This is a genomic window from Stenotrophomonas maltophilia complex sp. Om-AH-Sm3, assembly GCF_059337855.1.
In genome coordinates this window covers 61,146-85,015 of record NZ_JBYBLQ010000009.1, presented here as the reverse complement: position 1 = coordinate 85,015, position 23,870 = coordinate 61,146, and the positions used below count along the sequence as shown (strand labels likewise).

The window sequence follows — 23,870 nt, the reverse complement described above, 5'->3', positions numbered from 1 at the left end:
CGTGCCCAGCGTGTGGCCACCTTCAGTCCACCGCGACGGTCTGCAGGATCGCCCGCGCCAGCGCCGGCCCGGAGCTGGATTCGGCTTCGGCCACCAGGCGATGGCCGGCCACCGCCACGAACAGGGTCTGCACGTCTTCGGGCACCACATGCCCGCGGCCGAGCAGCAGCGCATGTGCCCTGGCGGCACGCAGCAGGGCCAGTCCCGCGCGCGGTGACAGGCCTACGCGCACGCCGGCATGGTGTCGGCTGCGGGTCAGCAGCGCCTGCACATAGTCGATCAACGCGTCGCTGGCATGCACTTGGTCAACCGCTTCACGCAATGCACGCACCTGGGTGTCGTCCAGCTTTGGCAGCGCGCGTGCGATCAGGTCGCGGCGATCAGTGCCGCGCAGCAGCTCGCGCTCGGCCTGCGCGCTGGGGTAGCCCATCGCCAGGCGCAGCAGGAAACGATCCAGCTGCGAATCCGGCAACGGGAAGGTACCGGACAGGTCGACCGGGTTCTGCGTGGCGATCACGAAGAACGGGTCGGGCAGTGGATGTGTCTGTCCATCCAGTGTGACCTGTTGCTCGGCCATCGCTTCCAGCAGCGCACTCTGTGTCCGCGGCGGTGCACGATTGATCTCATCGGCCAGCAGCACGTGGGTGAACACCGGGCCGGGATGGAACTGGAACTGGCGGCTGCCGGCCTCGTACACCGAAACGCCAAGTACATCGGCCGGCAGCAGGTCAGAGGTGAACTGCACGCGCTGGAAGCTGAGACCGAGGCTGCTGGCCAATGCGTGCGCCAACGTAGTCTTGCCCAGCCCGGGCAGATCCTCGATGAGCAGGTGGCCGCCAGAAAGCAGGGCGACAAAGGCCAGCCTGACTTCCGGCACCTTGCCCAGCACCAGTGCGTTCACCTGATCCTGTGCCTCCCGCAGGGCCTGGCGCAGTTGATCGGTTAGCATGCTGGGATTGGGGGACGAGGCTGGCATGATCGTCTCAGGTCTGGAATCCACTCGATTATCCATAGAGCAATGCAAGGCGAACAGCGCGCGCGGACAATATTTCTCTGGTTATGGACGCTGATCACAGCGGCCAAGCTGGTGGTGGCTGCGCGCCTGCCGCTGTTCGTCGATGAGGCGTTCTATTGGCAGGAAGGCCAGCACCTGGCCGCTGCCTATTCCGACCTGCCGGGGCTGACCGCCTGGCTTGCACGCCTGGGCGTGGAGATCGGTGGCCATCACGTACTCGCACTGCGCCTGCCGTTCCTGGCCATCGGTGCGCTGCTGCCGTTGCTGGTGGTGCGCATCGCTACGCGCTGGTTCGGCAACGTGGCCGGTTGGCAGGCGGGCAGCCTGACGCTGCTGATGCCGTTGTCGGCCACGCTGGGCCTGCTGGCCGTGCCGGACGTACCGATGGCGCTGGCGGCGGTGATCTGCCTGCACGCAGGTGCACGCCTGCTGCACAGCGTGGACGCGTCCTCGGCGATGAAGCTGGCGCTGGGCCTGCTGATCGGTGCGCTCAGCCACTACCGTTTCATTGGTGTCATCGGTGTCGGCTTCATTGCGTTGCTGGCGTTGCCGCAGGGCCGTCGCATGCTGGCCGACCCGCGCGTATGGGTGGCGCTGGCGGTGGGCGTGCTGGCCTGGCTGCCGTTGCTGGCGTGGAATGCCGACAACCACGACGCCGGCCTGAAGTTCCAAGTGGTCGAGCGCCACCCGTGGACGTTCGAGTGGGAGGGGCTGTGGTTCCTGGTGATCCAGCCGATGCTGGTGACGCCGATCCTGTGCATCGCGATGTGGAAGGTCGCCCTCGCGGGTACCCGCAGTGGCGGTGGGGCGCGGGTGCAGTGGCGCTATTTCGGCCTGGTGGGCGGGGTGTCGACGCTGGGCATCTTCCTGCTGGGCTTCTTCACCGATGTCGAGCGGATCAGTTTCCACTGGCCGCTGCCAGGCTACCTGGCGCTGCTGGTGGCCGTGCCGGTGGTCCTCAACGGTTGGCCGCGCTGGCTGCGCCGTACCGGCTGGTGGCTGGCCGCTGCAGGTACCGTGCTGGCGTTCGGCTACTACCTGATGGCGTCCACGCCGGCACTTCGCGAGCAGATGGCCGGCAGCAAGTACTACCCGCGCAACTTTGCCGGCTGGCAGCCACTGGCCGTGGCGGTGCGTGACGAACTGCGGCAGATGCCACCGGGTACGCGTGTCCTGGCGGGCAACTTCAAGGTCGGTGCCGAACTGGGCTTCCAGCTGGGCAATGGCGATATCGAGGTGTTGCCACATCCGCTCAACGACAAGCATGGGCGCACCGCACAGCTGGCGCAGTGGGACCTGCTGCACGAAGGCCCGCGCAGTGTGCCGATGCTGCTGGTGCTGTCACCCAGTGACCAGCGCTACCGCGACCTGCTGGCGCGCTATCACACCATCTGCGAGCAGGTGGGGCCGTTGCCGGCGCCACGCGTGGTCAGCAGCGATCATGGCTTCCAGCGGTTCCTGCTGTTCCGGCTGCCGGCCAAGCGTGCACAGGGGGCCTGCGTAACGCCCTCAATGGCTTGGCTGGATGCGCCGTCCAACAGTGAAAAGGTCTCCGGAACGCTCGCCATCAAGGGCTGGGCATTCAAGGATGGGGTCGGGCTGGCGCGGGTTGAAGTGCTGGTTGATGGCCGCTCGATCGGAGACGCGCGTTACGGGCGCGTGTTCGACATTCGCCCCGCCTGGCCGGACAGTACCGATCCGCAGCATCCGGCGGTGGGCTTCGACGCGTCGCTGGACACCACCACGCTGGCGCCGGGCCGGCACTGGCTCGGCCTGCGCCTGCACGGGCGCGATGGCAGCGTGGAGGCGTGGCAGGAGCAACCGTTCGAGGTTCGTTGAGGTCCTCTGGTCCTGTAGAGCCGAGCCGATGCCCGGCTGCGTCCGATTCAGATGGCAGGCATCCTCGAAAAAAGCAGCCGAGCATGGGCTCGGCTCTACCGTTCACGGCACCGCGAATCCGGCCCTGCGCAGCAGGCCGCACAGCGCGATCAGTGGCAGGCCGACCAGCGCGGTCGGGTCGCGGTTGTCGATCGCCTCGAACAGGCCGATGCCCAGGCCCTCGCACTTGAAGCTGCCGGCGCAGTCCAGTGGCTGCTCGGTGGCGACGTAACGGGCGATCTCCTGCGAGTCCAGCGCGCGGAAGTGCACTTCGGTCATATCCAGGGCGGCGAGGGATTCTCCATCCCGTCTGAGACTGATTGCCGTGTGAAAGCGTACCGTCTGCCCGGACATCGCCACCAGCTGCGCACAGGCCGCCTCGACCGTGCCAGGCTTGCCCAGCGGCTGGCCGTTCAGGTCGGCCACCTGGTCCGAGCCGATCACCCAGGCACCCGGATGGCGCGCGGCGACATCGGCCGCCTTGGCGGCGGCCAGGCGCGTGGCCAGGGCCATCGGGCCCTCGCCGTTCAACGGGGTTTCATCCACCTCCGGGCGTGCGCAGTCGAAGGGCAGGCCCAGCCGTTGCAGCAGTTCGCGACGGTAGCGGGAGGTGGAGGCCAGGACCAGTGACATGCGAGAATACCGGGGCAGGGCGCGGCAGTCTGGCCCGCCGGCAACGCCAGCAGCAAGTCCTGTATGGCGGGCATTTGACAGCGGGCGGTGCGATCCTTAGTATTCAGCGGCTTATGTCCGCGAACGTGCCCGAAACGCTGGATGCCTGGCGGATGGTTGTAGCGCGAAGGCGCTTCGACGGTCAGGTCTCCCTGGCTGAATTGACCCGCCTGCAGGGGTTGGTCGCAGATACCGACGGCGAGTGTGTCTACTCGCTTGAATTCGGTCGCGACGACGTCTTGCGGGTATCCTATGTGGAACTGACCATCGACACCGCGTTGCCGCTGAGGTGTCAGCGCAGCATGCAGCGATTCCTGTTGCCGGTGAAGGTGACCCAGAGGCTTGGCCTGATCCGCGACGAGGACGAGGAATCGTCCCTGCCGGAGGAGTACGAGGCGTTGCTGGTGCCGGAAGACGGCCAGCTGCGTCCGCTGGACCTGGTCGAGGACGAGTTGGTGCTGGCGGTGCCTGTGGTGCCGCTGTCGCCCGACGGTGAGGCAGTCGATCAGGACTGGGCACCGAGCGAAGAAGAAACAAAGAAGGCCAACCCGTTTGCGGCGTTGGCGGCATTGAAGAAACAATAGCAGCCGGTTGTCGTCGGCGGCTGCGGCGAAAGCGAAAAGTGTGCTGGGCGCTGGCGTCCTGTGCGACGAAACGACGAAGCAAAACGAACCGAGTTTGGAGCAATCCCATGGCTGTCCAGAAATCCCGTGTTACCCCGTCCCGCCGCGGCCAGCGCCGTTCGCATGACGCCCTGAGCGCCAAGCAGCTGTCGACCGACCCGACCACCGGCGAAGTGCATCTGCGTCACCACATCACTGCCGATGGTTTCTACCGCGGCAAGAAGGTCATCCAGACCAAGACCTCGGCCGTCGAAGAAGATTGATGTGCCGGGAAGGCCGCTGCCTCCGGGCAGCGGCCTTTGCCTTCTTTCCCGGGCGTGCCGGTGATCGGCGGCCCGCGCAACAGGAAACATGATGAGCAAGCGGATCTATTCGAGGATCGCGGGCACCGGTAGCTATTTGCCGGAGAAAGTCCTGACCAATGCCGACCTGGAAAAAATGGTCGAAACCTCGGATGAGTGGATCCAGTCGCGCACCGGAATTCGTGAACGGCACATCGCGGCCGAAGGCGAAACCACCAGCGACCTTGGCTACAACGCCGCCCTGCGCGCGCTTGAAGCCGCAGGCATCGATGCCTCGCAGCTCGACATGATCGTGGTCGGCACGACCACCCCTGACCTTATTTTCCCGTCCACCGCGTGCCTGATCCAGGCCAAGCTCGGTGTGGCCGGGTGCCCCGCCTTCGACGTCAACGCAGCCTGTTCCGGCTTCGTGTTCGCGCTGGGCGTGGCCGACAAATTCATCCGCTCCGGCGACTGCAAGCACGTGCTGGTGATCGGCACCGAAACGTTGACCCGCATGGTCGACTGGAACGATCGCACCACCTGCGTGCTGTTCGGTGATGGCGCCGGCGCCGTCGTGCTCAAGGCCGACGAAGAGACCGGCATCCTCAGCACCCACCTGCATGCCGATGGCAGCAAGAAGGAACTCCTGTGGAACCCGGTTGGCGTCTCGAGCGGTTTCAAGGACGGCGCCAACGGTGGTGGCACCATCAACATGAAGGGCAACGACGTGTTCAAGTACGCCGTCAAGGCGCTGGACTCGGTCGTGGACGAGACCCTGGCCGCCAACGGCCTGGACAAGTCCGACCTGGATTGGCTGATTCCGCACCAGGCCAACCTGCGCATCATCGAAGCCACCGCCAAGCGCCTGGACATGTCGATGGACCAGGTCGTGGTGACCGTCGACAAGCACGGCAACACCTCGTCCGGTTCAGTGCCGCTGGCGCTCGATGCCGCCGTGCGGTCGGGCAGGGTCGAGCGCGGCCAGCTGCTGCTGCTGGAAGCCTTCGGCGGTGGCTTCACGTGGGGTTCGGCCCTGCTGCGCTATTGATAGTGCAAGTTACGACAATGTGAAGTCTTGTCGTTACGGCCCTCCGGGGCCGTAACGCGTTTAAGGAGGACCTGTCATGGTTGAGCCCATCGTCATCGAAGGGCAACGTGCCTGGCTGAAGCAGTACGGCAAGGGAAGCCGAGCACTGGCCCTGGGCCTGCTCAATTTTGTTGCGCGCCGTTTCCATCTCGATGCCCTGCGCCCGCCGCCGCACCGTGGGGGTGACGCCGCGCGCGAAACCGAGGCCCGCCGCCTTGCAGAGCTGCAGGCGCAAGGCGTGAACGTGCCGGACGTGCTGGGCACCGGCCATGCCGCGCTGGTGATCGGCGACAACGGCAGCTCGTTCAATACCTGCCTGCGTGAAGCGGATGAGGCCGGTCGTGATCGGCTGGTGATGGCGGCGATGCAGGCCATTGCCCAAGCGCATGCGCGCGGCGCCTATTTCGGCCAGCCGTTGCCGCGCAATCTCACCTGGGATGGGCAGCAGGTCGGCTTCATCGATTTCGAGGAAGATCCGCTGGAAGTGATGGACCTGTCCGAAGCGCAGGCCCGCGACTGGCTGATGTTCGGTTATGGCGTGGCCAAGTACTACGCTGATCGCCCCGAACATCTGCAGGCGATGATGGCCGAGGCGATGGGCGAGGTCCAGGCGCCGGTGCGCGAGAACGTGCATGCGGTCAGTGGCCGCCTGCGCAGCCTGGCCAGGGTCTGCATGAAGCTGGGCCGCTCAGCGCGCGCGCTGGCCCATTCGATCTTCATCACCCACGGTGCCAGCACTGCTGGCGTGCTGATGCTGGTGGGCCTGTGCGTGGATTTCCTCGCCGACGGCGATCTGGACGTGCTGCAGCTGTTCTGCTGATGGCTGATCGGGGTCAGATTCCTTTTCCTGCGGAAAAGGGATCTGACCCCATTGCGCTTGCCCGGCCGCCCTCCATACGCCTGCATACGCGCACGTACAGACGACACAGCGGATTCCCCCTTATCATGGCCCGCTTCGATTGCAGCAAGCGGATGACCGCGTGACCGTATCCACCCTCGCTTTTGTCTTCCCCGGCCAGGGCTCGCAGTCTGTGGGCATGGTGGCCGAGCTGGCCGAACTGCACCCGCAGGTGCGTGAAGCCTTCACCGAGGCATCCGATGGTGCCGGCGTCGACCTGTGGGCGCTGTCCCAGGGTGGCCCGGAGGAAATGCTCAACCGTACCGAATACACCCAGCCGGCCCTGTTGGCCGCAAGCATTGGTGTGTGGCGCGCCTGGAACGCCGTGGGCGGTCCGCGCCCGTCGGTGCTGTCCGGCCACAGTCTGGGCGAGTACACCGCCCTGGTTGCCGCCGGCGCGCTGAGCCTGCATGACGGCGCGCACCTGGTGCGCCTGCGTGGCCAGCTGATGCAGGAAGCGGCACCGGCCGGTGTCGGTGCCATGGCCGCCGTGCTCGGTGCCGAAGACCAGCTGGTGCTGGATGTCTGCGCCGAAGCCGCAGGCAGCCAGGTGGTGGTGCCGGCCAACTTCAATTCGCCGGGCCAGATCGTGATCGGTGGCGACGCTGACGCGGTCGACCGTGCGCTGGCGCTGCTGGCCGAGAAGGGCGTGCGCAAGGCGGTCAAGCTGGCCGTCAGCGTACCCTCGCACACCCCGTTGATGCGCGAAGCCGCCAACCGGCTGGCCGAAGTGATGGCCGGCCTGTCCTGGCAGGCGCCGCAGCTGCCGGTGGTGCAGAACGTCGATGCCCAGGTGCACGACGGCGTGGACGCCATCCGCACCGCGCTGGTCCAGCAGCTGTACCAGCCGGTGCAGTGGACCGGTTGCGTGCAGGCGCTGGCCGCCCGTGGCATCACCCAGATCGCCGAGTGCGGCCCAGGCAAGGTGCTGACCGGCCTGGTCAAGCGCATCGACAAGGCCATCGACGGCCGTCCTCTGGCCACGCCGGGCGACTTTGAAGCCGCCCGCGAGGCATGGTCGGCCTGACCTTCCCTGTTTCCTGCCGACCGTACCGGTGGCCGCTGCAAGCGGCACGGTGCGGCGGCCGCTCCCGTCTGAGGAAAACAACATGAGCAAGCCCCTGCAGGGTGAAATCGCACTGGTCACCGGTGCCAGCCGTGGCATTGGTGCCGCCATCGCCGATCTGCTGGCCGCCCAGGGCGCCACCGTCATCGGCACCGCCACCACCGAATCCGGCGCCGCCGCGATCGGTGAGCGCCTGGCCGCCCACGGCGGTCACGGCCGCGCGCTGAACGTCACCGACGCCGCTGCGCTGGACAGCGTGCTCGATGGCATCGCCAAGGAATTCGGCCCGATCTCGATCCTGGTCAACAATGCCGGCATCACCCGCGACAACCTGCTGATGCGCATGAAGGACGAGGACTGGGCGTCGATCATCGACACCAACCTGACCAGCGTGTTCCGCACCAGCAAGGCGGTGATGCGCGGCATGATGAAGGCGCGCAAGGGCCGCATCATCAACATCGCATCGGTGGTGGGCGTGACCGGCAATGCCGGGCAGGCCAACTACGCGGCCGCCAAGGCCGGCATCATCGGCTTCAGCAAGTCGCTGGCCAAGGAAATCGGCTCGCGCGGCGTCACCGTCAATGTTGTCGCACCCGGCTTCATCGACACCGACATGACCAAGGCGTTGCCGGAAGAAGCGCGTACCGCGCTGATCAACGACATCGCCCTCGAACGCCTGGGTTCGCCGGAGGACATCGCCCATGCGGTGGCGTTCCTGGCCAGCCCGGCTGCCGGTTACATCACCGGCGAAACCCTCCATGTGAACGGCGGCATGTACATGCCGTAAGCAAGGGGCGCAGGGATTGCGCCGCAAGTGGTTGATCTGCGGAGGTTTTTGCTGCAATGCAAGGCCGCGCCGGTTTCCACTACACTATCCCACGGCCATCGCCCTTGATGGCGACCACTTTTGAACCACAACTCCATCTGGAGCGAGATCCCATGAGCACCATCGAAGAACGCGTCAAGAAAATCGTCGTCGAACAGCTTGGCGTCAAGGAAGAAGAAGTCACCAACAGCGCATCGTTCGTCGATGACCTGGGCGCTGACTCGCTGGACACCGTCGAGCTGGTGATGGCCCTGGAAGAAGAATTCGAGTGCGAGATCCCGGACGAAGAAGCCGAGAAGATCAGCACCGTGCAGGCCGCCATCGACTACATCAAGGCCCACGTCAAGGCCTGATGTCAGACGGCAGTGCGCGCGCGGGTCTCCGCTCGCCGCGCACCGCACCCCATGGGGCCGCAGTTGCGGCCCCGTGTGTTTGAGCATCACACCGAAGCAAACCGTGTTACCCGATTGAACCTTCGGGTCAGGAGAATCAGCAATGAAGCGTCGCGTCGTCGTAACCGGCCTGGGTATCGTCTCGCCGTTGGGCAATGATCTGGCCAGCAGCTGGGAAGGCATCACCCACGGTCGTTCGGGCATCGGTCCGCTGACCAACGTTGCCGATGCCTACCTGGACCGGTTCACCACCAAGATTGCAGGTGAGGTCAAGGGCTTTGACATCACCGCCGACAACGAACTGTTCGGCAAGTACCGGGTCAGCGGCAAGGATGCCAAGAAGATGGACCCGTTCATCCATTACGGCCTCGGTGCCTCGTTCATGGCCCTGCATGACTCGGGCCTGGAGATCACCGACGCCAATGCCGAGCGCATCGGCGCCATTGTCGGCGCCGGCATCGGCGGCCTGCTCGGTATCGAAGAGCAGACCATCGAGTTCCACGAGGGCAAGAAGATCTCGCCCTTCTACGTGCCCAAGACCATCATCAACATGCTGCCGGGCCAGCTGAGCATCATCACCGGTCTGAAGGGCCCGTCGTTCTCGGCGGTGTCGGCGTGCGCGACCTCGAACCACTCGATCGGCACCGCGATGCGCATGATCCAGTACGGCGACGCCGACGTGATGGTGGTCGGTGGTGCCGAGCGTGGCTCGTCGCCGACCGCCCTGGGTGGCTTCTGCGCGATGAAGGCCATGAGCACCCGCAACGACGCTCCGGAACAGGCCTCGCGCCCGTGGGACAAGGACCGTGACGGCTTCGTGCTGGGCGACGGCGCCGGCATCCTGATCCTGGAAGAGTACGAGCACGCCAAGGCACGCGGCGCGAAGATCTACTGCGAACTGGCCGGTTTCGGTGCCAGCTCCGACGCGTACCACATGACCGCCCCGAGCGAGAACGGCGAAGGCGCCGCCCGCTGCATGGTCATGGCGATGAAGGACGCTGGTGTGACCCCGGAACAGGTCGGCTACCTCAACGCGCACGGCACCTCCACGCCGCTGGGCGACCTGGGCGAGACCATGGCGATGAAGACCGCCTTCGGCGACCACGCCTACAAGATGATGGTCAGCTCCACCAAGTCGATGACCGGCCACCTGCTGGGCGCGGCCGGCGGCGTGGAAGCGATCTTCTCGGTGATGGCGCTGCAGGACAACGTCATTCCGCCGACCATCAACCTGCAGCAGCCGGGCGAAGGCTGCGACCTGGACTACGTGCCCAACGAAGCACGCCAGGCCAAGGTCGACGTGGTGATGTCCAATGGCTTCGGCTTCGGCGGCACCAACGGCACGCTGATCTTCAAGCGCGTCTGACCGGCATTGCGACGTCGCGCCATGCTCGGCGTCGCATTGGTAGAGTCGACTGTCAGTCGACTGCCTTTCGATTCGCCGCGGTGATCGTTGATGGGAAAGCAGTCGACTGACAGTCGACTCTACCTATCGGCAATCCGACAAACGGATCAACGCCGTGCACCACGGAGCCGCCGCAAGGCGGCTTCCGTGCATCTGAATCCCTGAACTGGCCATCATGACCCACGCACCGCTGATCCAACCGCTGCCGCACCCGATCGATCTGCTGGCCCTGCAGCATCATGACCCGGCGCGCTTCCCGCTGCTGATGGAATCCACCGCCTCGGGCACCGCCCAGGGCCGCTGGAGCCTGCTGCTGGCCGCGCAGGGCGACTGCCTGCGGCTGGATGCCGATGGCCAGGTGCGCGACCAGCACGACGCGGTACACGCCGGCAGCTTCCTGCAGGTGCTGGACCGTGCCTGGCAGCACGAACGCCTGCCGCACGACGGCAGCCACAGCCTGCCGTTCCGTGGCGGCTGGGCGTTGATGCTCGATTACGAAGTGGCCAGCCAGATTGAACCGGTGCTGCTGGCGCGCGCGCGCGAGGACGGCCGCCCGACCGCGCTGGCGCTGCGCTGCCCGGCTGCGGTGCTGCACGACCACCAGAACGACGCCAGCTTCGTCATCGCCGAAGCCGGTGAGCAGGCCCTGCTGGAGGCGCTGGTGACCATGGCGTCGCAGGCACTGCCGGAGGCCGGGCAGGGCTGGCAGCCGCCGCAGTCGGTGGGCGAGGATGCGCCACAGCGCTTCACCGACGGCGTGCGCCGGGTGATCGACTACCTGCGTGCCGGCGATGTGTTCCAGGTGAACCTGTCGCGGCGCTGGAGCGCGCAGTTCGCTGCGCCGGTCCAGCCGCAGGCGCTGTACGCGCAGCTGCGTCGTGCCAACCCGGCACCGTTCGCCGGCCTGTTCAGCGCGCACGGTCGCCATGTGGTCAGTTCCTCGCCGGAGCGGCTGGTGTCGGTGCATGCCGGCCACGCGCAGACGCGTCCGATTGCCGGCACGCGTCCGCGCTTCGAGGGGGACGATGATGCCGCGCGCATCCGGGAGCTGGTCGGCCACCCCAAGGAGCGTGCTGAGCACGTGATGCTGATCGACCTGGAACGCAACGACCTGGGCCGCATCTGCCTGCCCGGCACCGTGGTGGTCGATGAGCTGATGACGGTGGAGAGCTACGCCCATGTGCACCACATCGTCAGCAATGTCAGCGGCCACCTGCGCCCGGAGGTCACGCCCGGCGAGGTGATCGCCGCCACGTTCCCGGGTGGCACCATCACCGGCTGCCCCAAGGTGCGATGCATGCAGATCATCAGCGAACTGGAGCAGGTGCCGCGCGGTGCCTACACCGGCGCGTTCGGCTGGCTGAACCGCGATGGCGACCTGGACCTGAACATCCTGATCCGTACCGCCGAAGTGGATGGCCACGAGGTGAGCTTCCGCACCGGCGCCGGCATCGTGGTCGATTCGGACCCGGACAAGGAACTGGACGAGACCCGCGCCAAGGCCCGCGGCCTGCTGCGCGCGCTGGGCCAGCAGGGCTAGGCGTGCACCGGTAGTGCCAGTGTTGTGGTGGGCGCCGACCGTTGGTCGGCACGGCGACGCCACCCCGGTCATGACCCCAATCCACCGGCACGGTATCCTGCACGACGGAATCGAGTTCAGAGGTAGTCCATGGCGGGAGCCAAGCGCGGGTGTCTGTTCGTGGTAACGCTGGTGGTGGTGCTGGCCGCTGTCGTGGCCGGCGCGGGCGCGTGGTTCTTCTACCAGCAGACCCGCTTCGCCGATGCCCCGATCACCCCGACCGCCGAGAGCGTGGTCATCGCCAGCGGCGATGGCATGAACAGCGTGCTGCGCAAGCTGCGCGATGCCGGCGTGGACGAGGGCCAGGACACCCAGTGGCAGTTGCTGGCGCGCCAGCTCGATGCGGCCGGCAAACTGAAGGTGGGCGAGTACGCGCTCAGTGGCGAGCTGACCCCGCGCGAGCTGCTGCTGCGCATGCGCGCCGGCAAGGTGCTGCAGCACCGGGTCACGATTGTCGAGGGCTGGAACATCCGCCAGCTGCGTGCCGCGCTCAAGCGCGCCGAGCCGCTGCTGCACACCACCGACAATCTTGATGACGCCGCGCTGATGCAGCGCCTCGGCTTCGGTGGCCAGCATCCGGAAGGCCGCTTCCTGCCGGAGACCTACGTCTACCAGCGCGGCGACAGTGATCTGGACGTGCTCAAGCGCGCGCACGCCGCGATGGAAAAGGCGCTGGATGAAGCCTGGGAAAGCCGCGCGCCGGACCTGCCGATCAACACGCCCTACGAACTGCTGACGATGGCCTCGATCATCGAGAAGGAAACCGCATTGGCCAGCGAGCGCCCGCAGATTGCCGGCGTGTTCATGCGTCGCCTGAAGATCGGCATGCGCCTGCAGACCGACCCGACCGTGATCTATGGCCTCGGTGCCGCGTATGACGGCAACATCCGCCGCCGCGACCTGACCACCGATACGCCCTACAACACCTATACCCGTGCGGGCCTGACCCCGACCCCGATCGCCATGCCCAGCCGCGATGCACTGATGGCCGCCGCGCAACCCGCAGCGGGCGACGCGCTGTATTTCGTCGCCGTGGGCGATGGCAGTGGCGCGCACGTGTTCTCGCCCAGCCTGGACCAGCACAACGCGGCCGTAGCCCGCTACCTGCAGCAGCTGCGCCAGCAACGTACCCAGGAGACCCCGGCGCAATGAGTCCCGCGCTGCTTCGCCACCCGCGTTTCGTCAGCCTGGAAGGCGGCGAGGGCGCGGGCAAGACCACCGCCATCAATGCCATCCGTGAGTGCCTGCGCAGCCACGGCCACGAGGTGGTGCTGACCCGTGAACCGGGCGGCACGCCACTGGCCGAGCGCATCCGCGGCCTGGTGCTGAAACCCGATGCCGAGATCGCCGCCGAACCGCTCAGCGCCGAAGCCGAGCTGCTGCTGGTGTTCGCCGCACGCGCGCAGCATGTGCGCCAGGTGATCCGGCCGGCGCTGCAGCGCGGCGCCTATGTGCTGAGCGATCGCTTCACCGATTCCAGCTACGCCTATCAGGGCGGTGGCCGTGGCCTCGACCCGCAGTGGATTGCCGACCTGGAGCGCCGCGCGGTCGGCCTGCTGCCGGGCCTGACCCTGCTGCTGGATGTGGACGTGGCCGTCGGTCGCGCGCGCGCCAACGGCCGCGACCTGTGGCCGGACCGCATCGAGAGCGAGCAGGACGATTTCTTCCAGCGCGTGCGCGAAGTGTTCCGCAGCCGCGCACAGCAGGATCCGCAGCGCTTCGCATTGATTGATGCGGGCCAGGAGCAGGTGCGCGTGGCCGCCGATGTGGTCGCGCGTGTCGAGCGCTGGCTGCGGGACGGGGAGGGCGCATGAGCACGTTTTCGCCCTGGCAGCAGCGCGCGTTCGAACAGACGGTGGCCGCGCTCGACGCCGGTCGCCTCGGTCATGGCCTGCTGATCTGCGGTCCGGCCGGGCTGGGCAAGCATGAGGTGGCGCTGGCGCTGGCCGACCACGTGCTGGCGCAGGGCGATGCAGCCCACGCCACGCGCACGCGCCAGCTGATCGCGGCGGGCACGCACCCGGACCTGCAGCTGGTCAGCTTCATTCCGAACAAGAGCGGCGACAAGCTGCGTACCGAGATCGTCATCGAGCAGATGCGCGAGATCACCGACAAGCTGGCGCTGACCCCGCAGTACGGCGTGGCGCAGGTGGTGATCGTCGACCCGGCCGATGCGATCAACCGCTCGGCGGCCAACGCGCTGCTGAAAACCCTGGAAGAGCCGCAGCCCGGCCGCTACCTGTGGTTGATCAGCAGCGACCCGGCACGCTTGCCGCAGACCATCCGCAGCCGCTGCCAGCGCCTGGAATTCAAGTTGCCGCCGCAGCACGAAGCACTGGCCTGGCTGCAGCAGCAGGGCCATAGCGAGGCATCGGCGCGCGAAGCGCTGGACGCGGCGCGCGGCCACCCCGGCCAGGCCGACAACTGGCTGCGCGAAGACGGCCTGAGCCTGCGCCGCGAAGTCGGTCGAGATCTGGAACAGCTGGCGGCCGGCAAGACCGGCGCGGTGGAGCTGGCGCAGAAGTGGTGCGGTGACGACAACGCGGCGCTGCGCCTGCGCTTTGCCGCCGATTTGGCGCTGGCCCAGGCCAGCACCGATGCCTTGACCACGCCGGAGCGATTGCACAAGCTTGCAGCCTGGTTCGATGCGGCCAACCGCACCCGCGACCTGCTGCGCACCACGGTGCGTGCAGACCTTGCGGTGGTCGAGTTGCTGCTGGCCTGGAACAAGGTGAACGAGCGGCCTGCCGCAAGGGGAAATCGATGAGTGCCAGCAACGCCCGCCAGGGCATCCTGTCCCTGGCCGTGAAGGACAAAGCCGCGCTGTACAGCGCGTACATGCCGTTCGTGAAGAATGGCGGCATCTTCGTGCCCACGCCCAAGCGCTACTTCCTGGGCGACGAGGTGTTCCTGCTGCTGACCCTGCCCGATTCCAGCGAGCGCCTGCCGGTGGCCGGCAAGGTGATCTGGGTGACCCCGGCCGGCGCGCAGGGCAACCGCACCGCCGGCATCGGCGTGCAGCTGGCCGATGGTGCCGAAGGCGAGGGCGTACGCCACAAGATCGAGACCCTGCTGGCCGGGCTTACCGGCTCGGACAAGCCGACCCATACGATGTGAGGCTGCGCGCGGGGCCTTTCTGTAGCGCCGGGCCATGCCCGGCTGCATGCCCCGAAACGCCCGTGAACACGAATGTGAAAAACTGTTGACGGCCTCTGAAAAGCCCCTATAATGAGCGGCTCAGCAACACACCGGGCGGTTAGCTCAGCGGTAGAGCATTGCCTTCACACGGCAAGGGTCACAGGTTCGATCCCTGTACCGCCCACCATTTAAAATCAGTGTGTTGCAGAAGAAGCCGGCTTATGCCGGTTTTTTCGTAACTGCAGGGTAACAGCGGAATGGCTAAGCTGCTTTCCCCTCGAGAGTCCCCTTAGACTGAGATGTCTGTCGATCTCAAGGGCGCAAGCGTTCGACAGTCTTTAGGGGAGCCCCCCCTCGGCCTAAATTTGGCTTCACGCAAAAAGAATGTGATGACTGTATACTTTTGCTCGAACTGTTTAGTCGGGCATGAGAAATGGTAGACAGGGCCGGAGTGCTGAAGTACCCGCCATTGCTGTACGTGTACGCCGGAATACGTTTTCGGCAGCGTGAATCGGTCCCTAAGTGGGCCTCGGACATCCAAGAGCGGCTCTACGCGCGGTTCCCGGTACTGATTCGCGCGGCGTACAAGGTGGGTTCTAAGGGCGTGGAAATCGCCATCGATCCGTCCGACTTCAATGCTGACGAACCTGGCTCTGTCTTCATCTTTACTACGGATGACAGGCACATGAGCGTTCAGCTATCGAAGGATGGGTTGTCTGTCAGTACGCGTAAGTACGTTCACTTCGATGATTTTAGCGCTGTCTTCAGCGAGGTGTTGGTGGCTCTGCTCTCCAATGCACAGAGTTTAGACCTTGAAGCGGTAGGTATTAGGTATATCGATTGGATCCGGCCTAAAGAAGGCGCAACTATTTCCGATTACGTTGACTACCACTTGCTTCCATTTCTACCTGCAAAGCAAAGATGGGATGGTTGGAATGGTGTTCTCCGCGGCGGTACGACTCGTCAGCGATATTTGGTCGACGAGAAATTCTTGCAAGTAAGGTTCACCTCGGGCGCAAATTCTTACGTTATCAATGATGATCTGATTCCCGCTTACATTAGTTCATCTGATGGCGATGCATCGGGAGATCCGGTTCCCCGGCTCGGCATGGAGGATGGAGCATTAGACATCGATGCTTTCGAAGTGCTTAGTGTGGCAATAAAAGATGCACATGATGTATGCAGTCGATTGAATGACCTTCATGTCATTGCCAACGACTATTTCAGGCGGGTCTGCACGGACGTAGCATTCGAACACTGGACTGGAGGGGACGCCGATGAGAGTGATAGAGAACAGCTCTGGGCAGGAGTTTAAATTCCGAAAGGCTTACGAACTTGAAGGCGTCTCGCCAACCGTTGGTACGGCCTCCATTACGATGGCGCTTGGATGTGCATTTGTAATTGGTGCTGCGGTTGCGGCAGGTCCTACACAGGTTTCGGTTCGTACACCTAGCCAGCCTTTCGAAGTCAAAGTCTTTCAATTGGGTGCTGGACCGGTTAAAGCGGGCTTTAAAGCAGTTAAGGAATTGGATATCGAGGGCGCCTTGCCTCCTTGGGCGGTTCAGCTGAACTGGATCAAGTCAGAGACTGGCGCTAGTGTGTCGGCACTGGCAAATCTGTTTGGCGTAACTCGTAAAGCTTTTTATTCGTGGCTTGCTGGTGAGGCAGAGCCCCGAGTTGAGCGCGTTGTTAAGATCGAGGCATTGTACGAACTTCTTCAATCAATACATTCGGTCGAAGTTAGATCTGCAATTGTGCGGCTTTTCGACCGGCAGGTGAATGGAGAGTCGATAAAGGACATCTTTGACTCTGCTGTAGCTCACACTGACCTTGCAGAACGAATGACGAATGCGATTGCCCGACTTGATAAGGAAATTTCTGGGTCCGTCCGAAGAGCGCAGCGAGCCGTTCGTTCCGGTCGAGTCAATGCAGACTACCCCTCTTGCTGATGTGCCGTTGGATGTTTCTATTCTTGCCACCATGGATTGGTGGCAAGGTAGTGTTGTCGCATTGCCAGTTGCAGGGGGAGAAGAGCTGTGGGTGATTTCCTCGCAGACGTGCAACCTTGTGAACTGTTCTCTGGAGCGCGTCCCGCTCATCGAAATTATTCGCGCCGAAGTGATCCCGGCCGGTGAGGTGAACGTTCAGTGTGCCAAGGGCGATGATCCTCGGCGCTTTCATGTTCCCTGTGAAATGGACGGGCAGGCGGTGCATCTGCAACTTCGGATCGAGGAACGCAAGTGGATTCCCCGCGAAACTCTCCTTGACTCCACCATCAAGCGTGGGCGAATTCTCAACGTCGAGGGGAAGCCGGAAGCCCAGCACAGAGAGGACTTCGCCGCTTGGCTGGCTCGCAGCTACACGCGTATGGAACTGCCAGATGAGCTAAATGCGCTCTTCGAGCGTACAAAGCTTCGCGAGTTCATCAGCAAGCGGCTGGTCCGGGACGCAGATGTGGGTCTCCAGGGAATCTACTTGCGTTTCGCGACGGCGAGCGGCGCGGATATTGAGCCTGCGGCGGTGCCCACTCTTGCTGCGCCATATTTCGTAGAGATAGTCGTCGTTTGCTACGACAATGCTGCCGCAATTCGGGTGGCGAATGCTATAGAAGCATTGAGCGAAAAGACCGTGCCGGTGGCCGATCGCCCCAAGATTAGCCGGTTGGAAGCTGCCAAGAACGCCGGCCTGTCATGTGATTTCGACGTTGTGCTGACAACGGATTGGACTGTTGCCGATCTGGGGTCATGTATTCGCTTTACGAATTGGGACTACCTCTCTGCTCCCTCGCAAGCGTAGCGACGCATGCCTCAAGTCGCGTCGAGGCGGCGCTGATTTCTAGCGAACCTTTCGGTCACACGACCTCGCAACGAAGCCGTTTGCCCGGTCACCGGCGTGAGGTGCGCGAATCCGCAGAATGCCGGCCCGGGCTGCAGGTGTTGTTAGGGACACCGCCTGCTGGTCCCTACTCGCGAATCAGTCGGCCAGCGTGATCGCGGGGTTGGCATCGGAGCGGCGCGGGATGTTCTTGCCGGCCGCAGCGGCGTCCCGGATCAGTGACTCTTCCTGCCGCTCCAGTTCCAGCAGCTGTTGCTCCAGGCGCTCCTGCTTCCGGTCATCGGTGATCGTCACATCGCCTTGGTAGAGGGCTTCGACTTCGTTGCGGAGGCGATCACGGATGACGTCCGGGAAGAACTTGCATGCGTAGGCATGGGTACTCTCGGGGTAGGCCGATACGACTTCGCTGCCGCCGCCAATAAAGGCGCTTGGGCGAATAATGACGTTCGCGGCTTCGCGTTCGATGTGAGCGTCGATGCCTGCAAGAGCTTCTTCTTTCGGCGGCATGCCGCCGCGAATGTCGCGGATGTCGTCGGCCAGCTTTTCGATTTGGGCGCGGACGCGCGCTACCTTTGGCAAATGGTCGGTCATGGTCGTTCCCTTACTGGCTTAGGCCCCAATCGGCCACGGTCTGCTGGAGATGTTGTGAGGCGGCCTGGTAAGCCCCTACGTCGCCGGATGAAGCGCTGAGCTCGTCGTATGCGGCGGCTACTATGGCGTCCACTGCATCGATCGCAGCCATCCACCGTTGCAACTTGGCCAACGTCTCTCGCCTGTGTTCGTCCAGGGTTTTGCCGCCAAGGTTTGTCGGCCTGCCGACACCCACCTCGAGCTCTCTGCCGCTGAAGCTCTTTGAGGCGGTGTCTATCTCTTGTCGAATGAACTTTCGCTGGTCGTTGAGCTCTTTGCGGCGCTCGCTCAGCGCGCGCCTCGCCGCGAAGTAGAGGTCGTTGCGAATTCGCAGGCGCTCCAGCTTCAGTAGGGAAGAAGGGACGGGCGGAGATTTATCACTCATGGGGTGCTCCGGGGTTGAGGGCAAAGGCGGGGAGACGCTCGGGCCTGGCCGCCAAGGCGCGCTGGAACGCGGGAAGGGTGCGCAACGCATCGGCCAAGAGCTCGGCAGGAGGAATGCCCGCGGCGTAGGCAGCGTCATTCATTGCGTCGCAGACCACCTGGGGTAGAGCGAGCTCGATCTTGGGCATGGCGATATGGCTCAGAGGGAGCGTCTATTGGACGCTGGACACCGCTGCTGGGCCGGGTCGGAATGCGTAGGAACGCGCACTTGCTGGCGGCGAATTTAGCAAGCAGCACCTGTGCATCGCCTCAGCCGGCTTAGGGCTGGGAATGCACAAGGCGCGCAGGCAGGAATCGTCCCTTTCCTTCGGGGAAACGCCGTTTTCTGCGGACCTGTGGTGGAGCATCCTAGAGGCCGAAATACTGTCTTTTACCGGGGTCCGAATTCCCCCCGGTGGCTGTGGATAAGCCTAGGGACCCCGCCCATTCAGTTTCAGCCCCCGCTTCAGCACGCTTTGCGTAGCTCCGAGCCTTGGATGCTTAGCGGTTGCGCCCGCGCCGTCATTGGCGAAGCGCCACGGTGAGAGTGACGGTATGGGGACGCCCCCGATATGCTCGGGCAGTCATAGACTCCGCTATATTCGTCGGCGTCGCCGATGACAGCGGTGATATGCCAAGGGGTCGGCTGTAGCAGCGGCGGCGAGCCGCAATGCATCTGGCAAGCTACTGAAAAGGATATTGATGGCTACGACGACAAAGTACTCGGTTAATGGAACCTGCGATGAGGTTCATCAAATTGCCTGTTCCCGATGCAATGGAAAGACGGCACACCAGGTGAAGGCGTCTTACGAGAAGCGCAGTGAGTACGAGAGCAGGCACGGGTATGCTGTCTTCCATTGGGATTACCAAGTGGTCCAGTGCCAAGGTTGCTCCACGGTCTCGTTTAGAGAGGCTAGTAGCAACTCTGAGGAATGGGACCTCAACGATGACGATGAGATGTGTGCGGCTGTTTCGGAATCCCTTTACCCATTTCGCAGGGAGGGGATTAGGGGGCTTGGTGAGGACACGATGTGGTTGCCTGGCACTGTAAGCCTTATCTATGCGGAGACACTTCAAGCCCTAGCGTCCAACTCCCCGGTTCTCGCAGGGATTGGACTGAGGAGTCTCGTAGAAATGGTTTGCAAGGAGCGTGCTGCTCCGGGCAAGGATCTGTTCCACAGAATCGATGGTCTAGTTGATGCACGGGTACTGACGCCCGCGGGCGCGGCGGTCCTCCACAAGATCCGGACTCTTGGCAACGATGCTGCGCACGAAGCTAAACCTCACACGCCCACACAGTTGGCCGTCGCGCTCAGCATCGTGGACCATCTTCTTCTTGAGGTGTATATCCTTCCGAAGAAGGCCGACACGGAGTTTGGTCCGTAATGCCGGGAGGTGGAGTGGCAGCACTACTGCGATTACGGCTTCGCCAGTGCGCGCCGAGCGCCATGGGTGTTTAAGGTTCAGCGCGCGGCGATGGAGATAGTTTCAAGGTTCTCTTTCGGCTGTGTGCTGAGCTCTTAGCTTGAATGCAGAACGGCGCTCAATCGTGCGGCCTCCTCGCCGGGGCCTTGGTCAACGATCTTTGTTGAGGACGGCATTTCTATGACCATTCCTAAACGTCGCCCCGTCCCGCTGGAACAGATCCCGGCGGCCTTGGAAAAGACTGGGTTCATCCTTGAACACATGGTCGACGATGTCTTCAAGAAAAATGGTTGGTCGACGATTGGTGGGCGCTACTACGCCGACGATGTAGATGGTCGGGCGAGAGAGCTCGATCTTGTGGCATACCGGGCAGAGAAGTTTGACGACGTCGAGGTTGTCGCAGCAGTCCTTGTGAGCTGCAAGAAGGACGAGGCATTGACATGGGCGTTCCTTACGAAGCAAAAGCCAAAGAATGACCCAAATTTTGACTGGAATCCTGTCCACGTGTGGACCGACGTTGAGCCTCTATCGACGTATCTCAAAACTGAGAGCTGGAAGAATCGTCATACGGAAGCTCTGGGCAAGGAGTACAGAGACTTGTTCTCGCCTCGTTCCGCAATCTTCGCGTTCCAGCAGTTGGGTCTCACTCCCACCCAAGGCAGCAACAAAAGGGTCGGAAAAGGCGACGAAGCAACTTTGAAAATCGGAACAGTGACGCCAAGGAACGACGACCAGATCTTTTCCTCGATTGTGAGCGTCATGAAAGCGCTCGATTACGAGATTGACCTGCTTGGTACGAGAATGCGCAACCGAAGGCGTTTGTATCATTTCAGCCTCCTTTCGGTGGTGGACGCCCCACTCGTGGAGGTTGCCTACGACGGTAGGTCGACGAAAGTGGCTGAGGTAGACGGAATCACCCACCTCGCTCGATATATGGTCAAGAAACGCGAACTGTCCGCTCTCGTCCACTTCATAAGTGCTAGCTCTCTTCCTGCTTACCTTGAGTGCATAACTGGTGCCTCGGCAAAAAGTGCTGAGTTTTTCTCGGGGTTGGTCAGTACGTCCTACCAAGCCATTAAGGAGAACTCGAAGGTTCGGCAGATCATTGCGGCCCGAATCAAAGGTCGGCTCATTTGGCGCGTCAATGCATCGATCGAAGAGTACACCGGGAAGAAGGGTGGGATCTCTGAGTTGTCACTTGACTATCGGAAGGGTCGTCTCGAGCTAGAGATCGATACACTCGATGATGAAATTCTCAGGATTCTTAACGATGACGACAGCTTGGCTGATCAGGTTAGCAAGATCCTTAGAGATCAGGCTCGTTACGAGGGAGAGTTCGTTTTCACTGAGAATCTACCGTTCTGACAGCTCACACCAGCACTCCGCAGTCCGTTCCGTTACACGACCATCGATTGTTACGTAGTGGCCTTCCGCCTCCAAGCGGTGGCGCACTTCTGTGATCGACGTCGGAAGAGTGCTGCCGTGGGCAGAGCCTGGTTGCCAACCGCTCACTTGGCCCTCCGTTCCGCTGTAGCCAGCAGCAGGTTGTGGTGGCTGCTTGCTCCCACTCGATGGTTTTGACGGCAGCGCGCGCCCAGAGCAGCTAGTGCATAGGCTGCTTCTAACCGCATGCCGCAAAGCTGCTTCACTACGTCGCCCGTCGCGTCCGTCTTGGTCAGTGCAGTCCGAGTCAAGCTGCGTAAGGTTGTGGTGAACCTGGTGCACTGGTGAACGTGGTGCATGGGGTGCATGGGGTGCATGGCGTGCATGGGGTGCGCCCCGTTCCCTTCCCATCGGTGGTGCAGTGAGGCGGAGAGCGGGCGAATCAACAGCGCAGGAGCAACAGCGCCAAGCGTCCGCTGCGCTCCCGCTTGGTAGATATCTATAAGGGGGGGCCCTGAGGGGTGTAAAAAACGGGCGATTTGCCTGTATTTGCACCCCTTAGGGGTGTTTATCGACTGGCTCATGCTGCTTTTGCACCCCTCAGGGGTGTTACGTGGTCCCCTGAGGGGTGTTGAGATCGCGATTCTGTTTGCACCCCTGAGGGGTGTTGAAGATGCGTTTTGCGCCAGTCGTTGCGTGGTGGGCCCGCAGCGATCTCCAGGTTCTTGCCGGGGCAGCGATCAATACCTACCCAGGTGAGCGCGTACAGATGGCATTGCTTCTTGATGCCGTGTCGCGTCTGCACGATGAACCCCGCCTCCTCCAGCTGGGCCAGTAGCTCCTTGGCCTTACTCGCAGCACACACCCCGGCGCCTTCTACCATCGCCTTTGTGGCGCTGAGGTCGCCGTTGTTGCGCCCGTTGTACTGCGCGGCCAAGAACAGGAGCATCTTCATTGCCGCCCCGCTGAGATCGAAGAAGGCCGGATGCCGCATCATCGAGTGAGGCAACCGAACGAACGTGTCGCTCGACTGCCGGCCCGTGATCTTGCGGCGATTCCTCTCAGTTGCCATGAGGCGTGACCACGTCGGTGACCGCGCGCAACCATTCCGCCCCAGCGCGCGCCGCCCGCGTCATGATCCACTCGCGCACACGAGCATCAGAGGGGTTGCCTCTATGCTGCAGGGCGCAGTCACCGCACAGTACGTAGGGCAGGGAGGCCCAGCCGAATTCCCGCTCTACACGATGAAAGGTGCCGAACACCGGTAGCAGCGGTTTGCCGCAGCAGTCGCAGGCAATAGGGTCTACCTTAGGTATGCGTATGTTCACGGCTACACCCCTAACGCTTTTTGCAGGCGCTGCTGGTCGCGCGCAGGCAGAGTTGTCCACAACAGGTCGGCGGCATCGGCTGGCCGGGTCAGTGCAACGTGCTTCTCATCGGCCATTAGCGGGCCATCTGGTAGCGTGGCGCGGGTGAATGGCGTGCACTCGAACACCACCTTGACGAACGAACCACGGTTGCAGCGGGTGTACGGCCGGTGGATGCGCTTGACCCGCACCGCCCGGCACTCGTTCCCTGGTCGCCCCCAGTAGATGAAACGGATGCTGGCCGGCGTGACCGCATTGCGTGGCCCCACTGGCAGCGCGCGCGGGACGTGGGCATCGTCCGGTGTGGCCGGCTCGGGGCGGCCGCTGTCGCCAATAGCCATTAGCTGAGGGCTCATCGGATCGCCTCAGTGCCAAAGGCGTCCTGGTACTTCCTCAGGTATCGATAGGCCGTCGCACGGCACATCCCGTAGCGGTCTAGCAGATCGCTGGGTGTGGCCGGCGTGCGGCGTGACTGCATCCATGCCACGAGCTGGAATGCGAACTCGGTTGGGCTGGCGGCGCCTGCCTGGCGCTCGTAGAAGGCGTGGCGCTTCATCCGACCCTCCGCGTGGTGGTGGCGTAGGTGACCATCCCGAGGATTACCAGCAGGTCGGGGGGGATGGGGTAGGCAGCGCCGGGATTGCTGCGTGTATAGACGTGCAAGCCGCCTGGGCGGGCTTGGATGAATCGAATCGACTGCTGCCCGGCAATCTCCACCGCATAACAGGCGTCGCCGGCGAAGTAGTTGCGGCGCAGGTCCACATGCAGCAGATCACCCGGCTCATAGCGCGGGGCGTTGAGGCTGTCCTTAACCTCTACCAAGCCCCAGCGCGCGGTGTCAGAAAAGTCCGGTAGGGGAGAGGGGGTATGCCCGATTGCCGCCGGCAGCGGTTGGTGTACGATGTTCGTCATGGTCAAGTCGTTCCTCGCAAGGGTTCGGACGT

The 23,870-nt window shown here is 63.4% G+C and carries 28 protein-coding genes and 1 tRNA gene; 20 read left to right on the top strand and 9 right to left on the bottom strand.

Annotation, left to right across the window (positions count from 1 at the left end):
* Positions 1-22 precede the first annotated feature (22 nt).
* Positions 23-976: an AAA family ATPase gene (locus AC10QF_RS12655; protein ID WP_005415501.1), complete on the bottom strand. Its 954-nt coding sequence runs from the start codon at positions 974-976 to the stop codon at positions 23-25.
* Between the two features lie 42 nt (positions 977-1,018).
* On the opposite strand from AC10QF_RS12655, the gene AC10QF_RS12650 reads away from it, so the two are divergent.
* A complete protein-coding gene (locus AC10QF_RS12650) occupies positions 1,019-2,854 on the top strand; it encodes a glycosyltransferase family 39 protein (protein ID WP_494542314.1) in 1,836 nt (611 codons plus the stop codon).
* Positions 2,855-2,956: 102 nt separating this feature from the next.
* On the opposite strand, the gene AC10QF_RS12645 is transcribed toward AC10QF_RS12650, so the two are convergent.
* Positions 2,957-3,526, bottom strand: a complete 570-nt coding sequence (locus tag AC10QF_RS12645; protein ID WP_494542313.1) for a Maf family protein — start codon at positions 3,524-3,526, stop codon at positions 2,957-2,959.
* Between the two features lie 113 nt (positions 3,527-3,639).
* On the opposite strand from AC10QF_RS12645, the gene AC10QF_RS12640 reads away from it, so the two are divergent.
* From AC10QF_RS12640 to AC10QF_RS12560, 17 genes are all read left to right on the top strand, one after another.
* Positions 3,640-4,149 carry a YceD family protein gene (locus tag AC10QF_RS12640; RefSeq protein ID WP_494542312.1) on the top strand — a complete coding sequence of 170 codons (510 nt, stop codon included), beginning with the start codon at positions 3,640-3,642 and terminating at the stop codon, positions 4,147-4,149.
* Positions 4,150-4,256: 107 nt separating this feature from the next.
* Positions 4,257-4,451, top strand: coding sequence for a 50S ribosomal protein L32 (gene rpmF / locus AC10QF_RS12635; RefSeq protein ID WP_005408308.1), 195 nt, complete (start codon positions 4,257-4,259; stop codon positions 4,449-4,451).
* A gap of 91 nt (positions 4,452-4,542) precedes the next feature.
* Entirely contained in the window at positions 4,543-5,520 is a 978-nt protein-coding gene (locus AC10QF_RS12630; protein WP_014036188.1) for a beta-ketoacyl-ACP synthase III, read from the top strand.
* Positions 5,521-5,596: 76 nt separating this feature from the next.
* The gene (locus AC10QF_RS12625) at positions 5,597-6,379 is read left to right on the top strand and encodes a BUD32 family EKC/KEOPS complex subunit (RefSeq protein ID WP_494542311.1); all 783 of its coding nucleotides are present in this window, start codon (positions 5,597-5,599) and stop codon (positions 6,377-6,379) included.
* 160 nt (positions 6,380-6,539) lie between these two features.
* Entirely contained in the window at positions 6,540-7,484 is a 945-nt protein-coding gene (gene fabD, locus AC10QF_RS12620) for an ACP S-malonyltransferase (protein ID WP_005415507.1), read from the top strand.
* A gap of 82 nt (positions 7,485-7,566) precedes the next feature.
* A complete protein-coding gene (fabG, locus tag AC10QF_RS12615) occupies positions 7,567-8,310 on the top strand; it encodes a 3-oxoacyl-ACP reductase FabG (RefSeq protein ID WP_005408312.1) in 744 nt (247 codons plus the stop codon).
* Positions 8,311-8,462: 152 nt separating this feature from the next.
* The gene (gene acpP, locus AC10QF_RS12610) at positions 8,463-8,702 is read left to right on the top strand and encodes an acyl carrier protein (protein ID WP_005415509.1); all 240 of its coding nucleotides are present in this window, start codon (positions 8,463-8,465) and stop codon (positions 8,700-8,702) included.
* A 142-nt stretch (positions 8,703-8,844) separates the two neighbouring features.
* Positions 8,845-10,107, top strand: coding sequence for a beta-ketoacyl-ACP synthase II (fabF, locus tag AC10QF_RS12605; protein WP_005415510.1), 1,263 nt, complete (start codon positions 8,845-8,847; stop codon positions 10,105-10,107).
* A gap of 214 nt (positions 10,108-10,321) precedes the next feature.
* Entirely contained in the window at positions 10,322-11,686 is a 1,365-nt protein-coding gene (locus AC10QF_RS12600) for an aminodeoxychorismate synthase component I (RefSeq protein WP_069138958.1), read from the top strand.
* 129 nt (positions 11,687-11,815) lie between these two features.
* The gene (mltG, locus tag AC10QF_RS12595) at positions 11,816-12,877 is read left to right on the top strand and encodes an endolytic transglycosylase MltG (protein ID WP_065177973.1); all 1,062 of its coding nucleotides are present in this window, start codon (positions 11,816-11,818) and stop codon (positions 12,875-12,877) included.
* Positions 12,874-13,539, top strand: a complete 666-nt coding sequence (tmk, locus tag AC10QF_RS12590; protein WP_069138960.1) for a dTMP kinase — start codon at positions 12,874-12,876, stop codon at positions 13,537-13,539. Before mltG ends, tmk begins: the two co-directional genes overlap by 4 nt.
* Positions 13,536-14,492, top strand: coding sequence for a DNA polymerase III subunit delta' (locus AC10QF_RS12585; protein ID WP_053501106.1), 957 nt, complete (start codon positions 13,536-13,538; stop codon positions 14,490-14,492). Before tmk ends, AC10QF_RS12585 begins: the two co-directional genes overlap by 4 nt.
* Entirely contained in the window at positions 14,489-14,842 is a 354-nt protein-coding gene (locus AC10QF_RS12580) for a PilZ domain-containing protein (protein ID WP_005412452.1), read from the top strand. Before AC10QF_RS12585 ends, AC10QF_RS12580 begins: the two co-directional genes overlap by 4 nt.
* Before the next feature lie 133 nt (positions 14,843-14,975).
* Positions 14,976-15,050: transfer RNA gene (locus AC10QF_RS12575), tRNA-Val, on the top strand.
* Between the two features lie 246 nt (positions 15,051-15,296).
* A complete protein-coding gene (locus AC10QF_RS12570; protein ID WP_494542310.1) occupies positions 15,297-16,178 on the top strand; it encodes a TIGR04255 family protein in 882 nt (293 codons plus the stop codon).
* A complete protein-coding gene (locus AC10QF_RS12565; RefSeq protein ID WP_494542309.1) occupies positions 16,141-16,812 on the top strand; it encodes a hypothetical protein in 672 nt (223 codons plus the stop codon). Before AC10QF_RS12570 ends, AC10QF_RS12565 begins: the two co-directional genes overlap by 38 nt.
* Positions 16,790-17,659: a hypothetical protein gene (locus tag AC10QF_RS12560; RefSeq protein ID WP_494542308.1), complete on the top strand. Its 870-nt coding sequence runs from the start codon at positions 16,790-16,792 to the stop codon at positions 17,657-17,659. Before AC10QF_RS12565 ends, AC10QF_RS12560 begins: the two co-directional genes overlap by 23 nt.
* Positions 17,660-17,836: 177 nt before the next feature.
* Here the strand turns inward: AC10QF_RS12560 and AC10QF_RS12555 are convergent, their stop codons facing one another.
* The 3 genes from AC10QF_RS12555 to AC10QF_RS12545 are packed head-to-tail and all read right to left on the bottom strand — an operon-like array spanning position 17,837 to position 18,900.
* Positions 17,837-18,289, bottom strand: a complete 453-nt coding sequence (locus AC10QF_RS12555) for a hypothetical protein (protein ID WP_494542307.1) — start codon at positions 18,287-18,289, stop codon at positions 17,837-17,839.
* Positions 18,290-18,299: 10 nt separating this feature from the next.
* Positions 18,300-18,713 (bottom strand): hypothetical protein, encoded by a 414-nt coding sequence (locus tag AC10QF_RS12550; protein WP_494542306.1) that lies wholly within the window; start codon positions 18,711-18,713, stop codon positions 18,300-18,302.
* Complete coding sequence (locus AC10QF_RS12545; protein ID WP_494542305.1) at positions 18,706-18,900, bottom strand: hypothetical protein; 195 nt, start codon at positions 18,898-18,900, stop codon at positions 18,706-18,708. Before AC10QF_RS12545 ends, AC10QF_RS12550 begins: the two co-directional genes overlap by 8 nt.
* A 553-nt stretch (positions 18,901-19,453) precedes the next feature.
* Between AC10QF_RS12545 and AC10QF_RS12540 the strand changes: the two genes are divergently transcribed.
* Positions 19,454-20,137, top strand: coding sequence for a DUF4145 domain-containing protein (locus AC10QF_RS12540; protein ID WP_494542304.1), 684 nt, complete (start codon positions 19,454-19,456; stop codon positions 20,135-20,137).
* A 219-nt stretch (positions 20,138-20,356) separates the two neighbouring features.
* Complete coding sequence (locus AC10QF_RS12535) at positions 20,357-21,541, top strand: hypothetical protein (RefSeq protein ID WP_494542303.1); 1,185 nt, start codon at positions 20,357-20,359, stop codon at positions 21,539-21,541.
* A gap of 598 nt (positions 21,542-22,139) precedes the next feature.
* On the opposite strand, the gene AC10QF_RS12530 is transcribed toward AC10QF_RS12535, so the two are convergent.
* The 4 genes from AC10QF_RS12530 to AC10QF_RS12515 all read right to left on the bottom strand — a co-directional run bounded on the left by AC10QF_RS12530 (position 22,140) and on the right by AC10QF_RS12515 (position 23,838).
* Positions 22,140-22,631 carry a hypothetical protein gene (locus AC10QF_RS12530; RefSeq protein WP_494542302.1) on the bottom strand — a complete coding sequence of 164 codons (492 nt, stop codon included), beginning with the start codon at positions 22,629-22,631 and terminating at the stop codon, positions 22,140-22,142.
* Between the two features lie 258 nt (positions 22,632-22,889).
* Positions 22,890-23,282 (bottom strand): hypothetical protein, encoded by a 393-nt coding sequence (locus AC10QF_RS12525; RefSeq protein ID WP_494542301.1) that lies wholly within the window; start codon positions 23,280-23,282, stop codon positions 22,890-22,892.
* Complete coding sequence (locus AC10QF_RS12520) at positions 23,279-23,482, bottom strand: hypothetical protein (RefSeq protein WP_494542300.1); 204 nt, start codon at positions 23,480-23,482, stop codon at positions 23,279-23,281. The genes AC10QF_RS12525 and AC10QF_RS12520 overlap by 4 nt, the downstream gene beginning before the upstream one ends.
* The gene (locus AC10QF_RS12515; protein WP_494542299.1) at positions 23,479-23,838 is read right to left on the bottom strand and encodes a hypothetical protein; all 360 of its coding nucleotides are present in this window, start codon (positions 23,836-23,838) and stop codon (positions 23,479-23,481) included. Before AC10QF_RS12515 ends, AC10QF_RS12520 begins: the two co-directional genes overlap by 4 nt.
* Between the last annotated feature and the right edge of the window lie 32 nt (positions 23,839-23,870).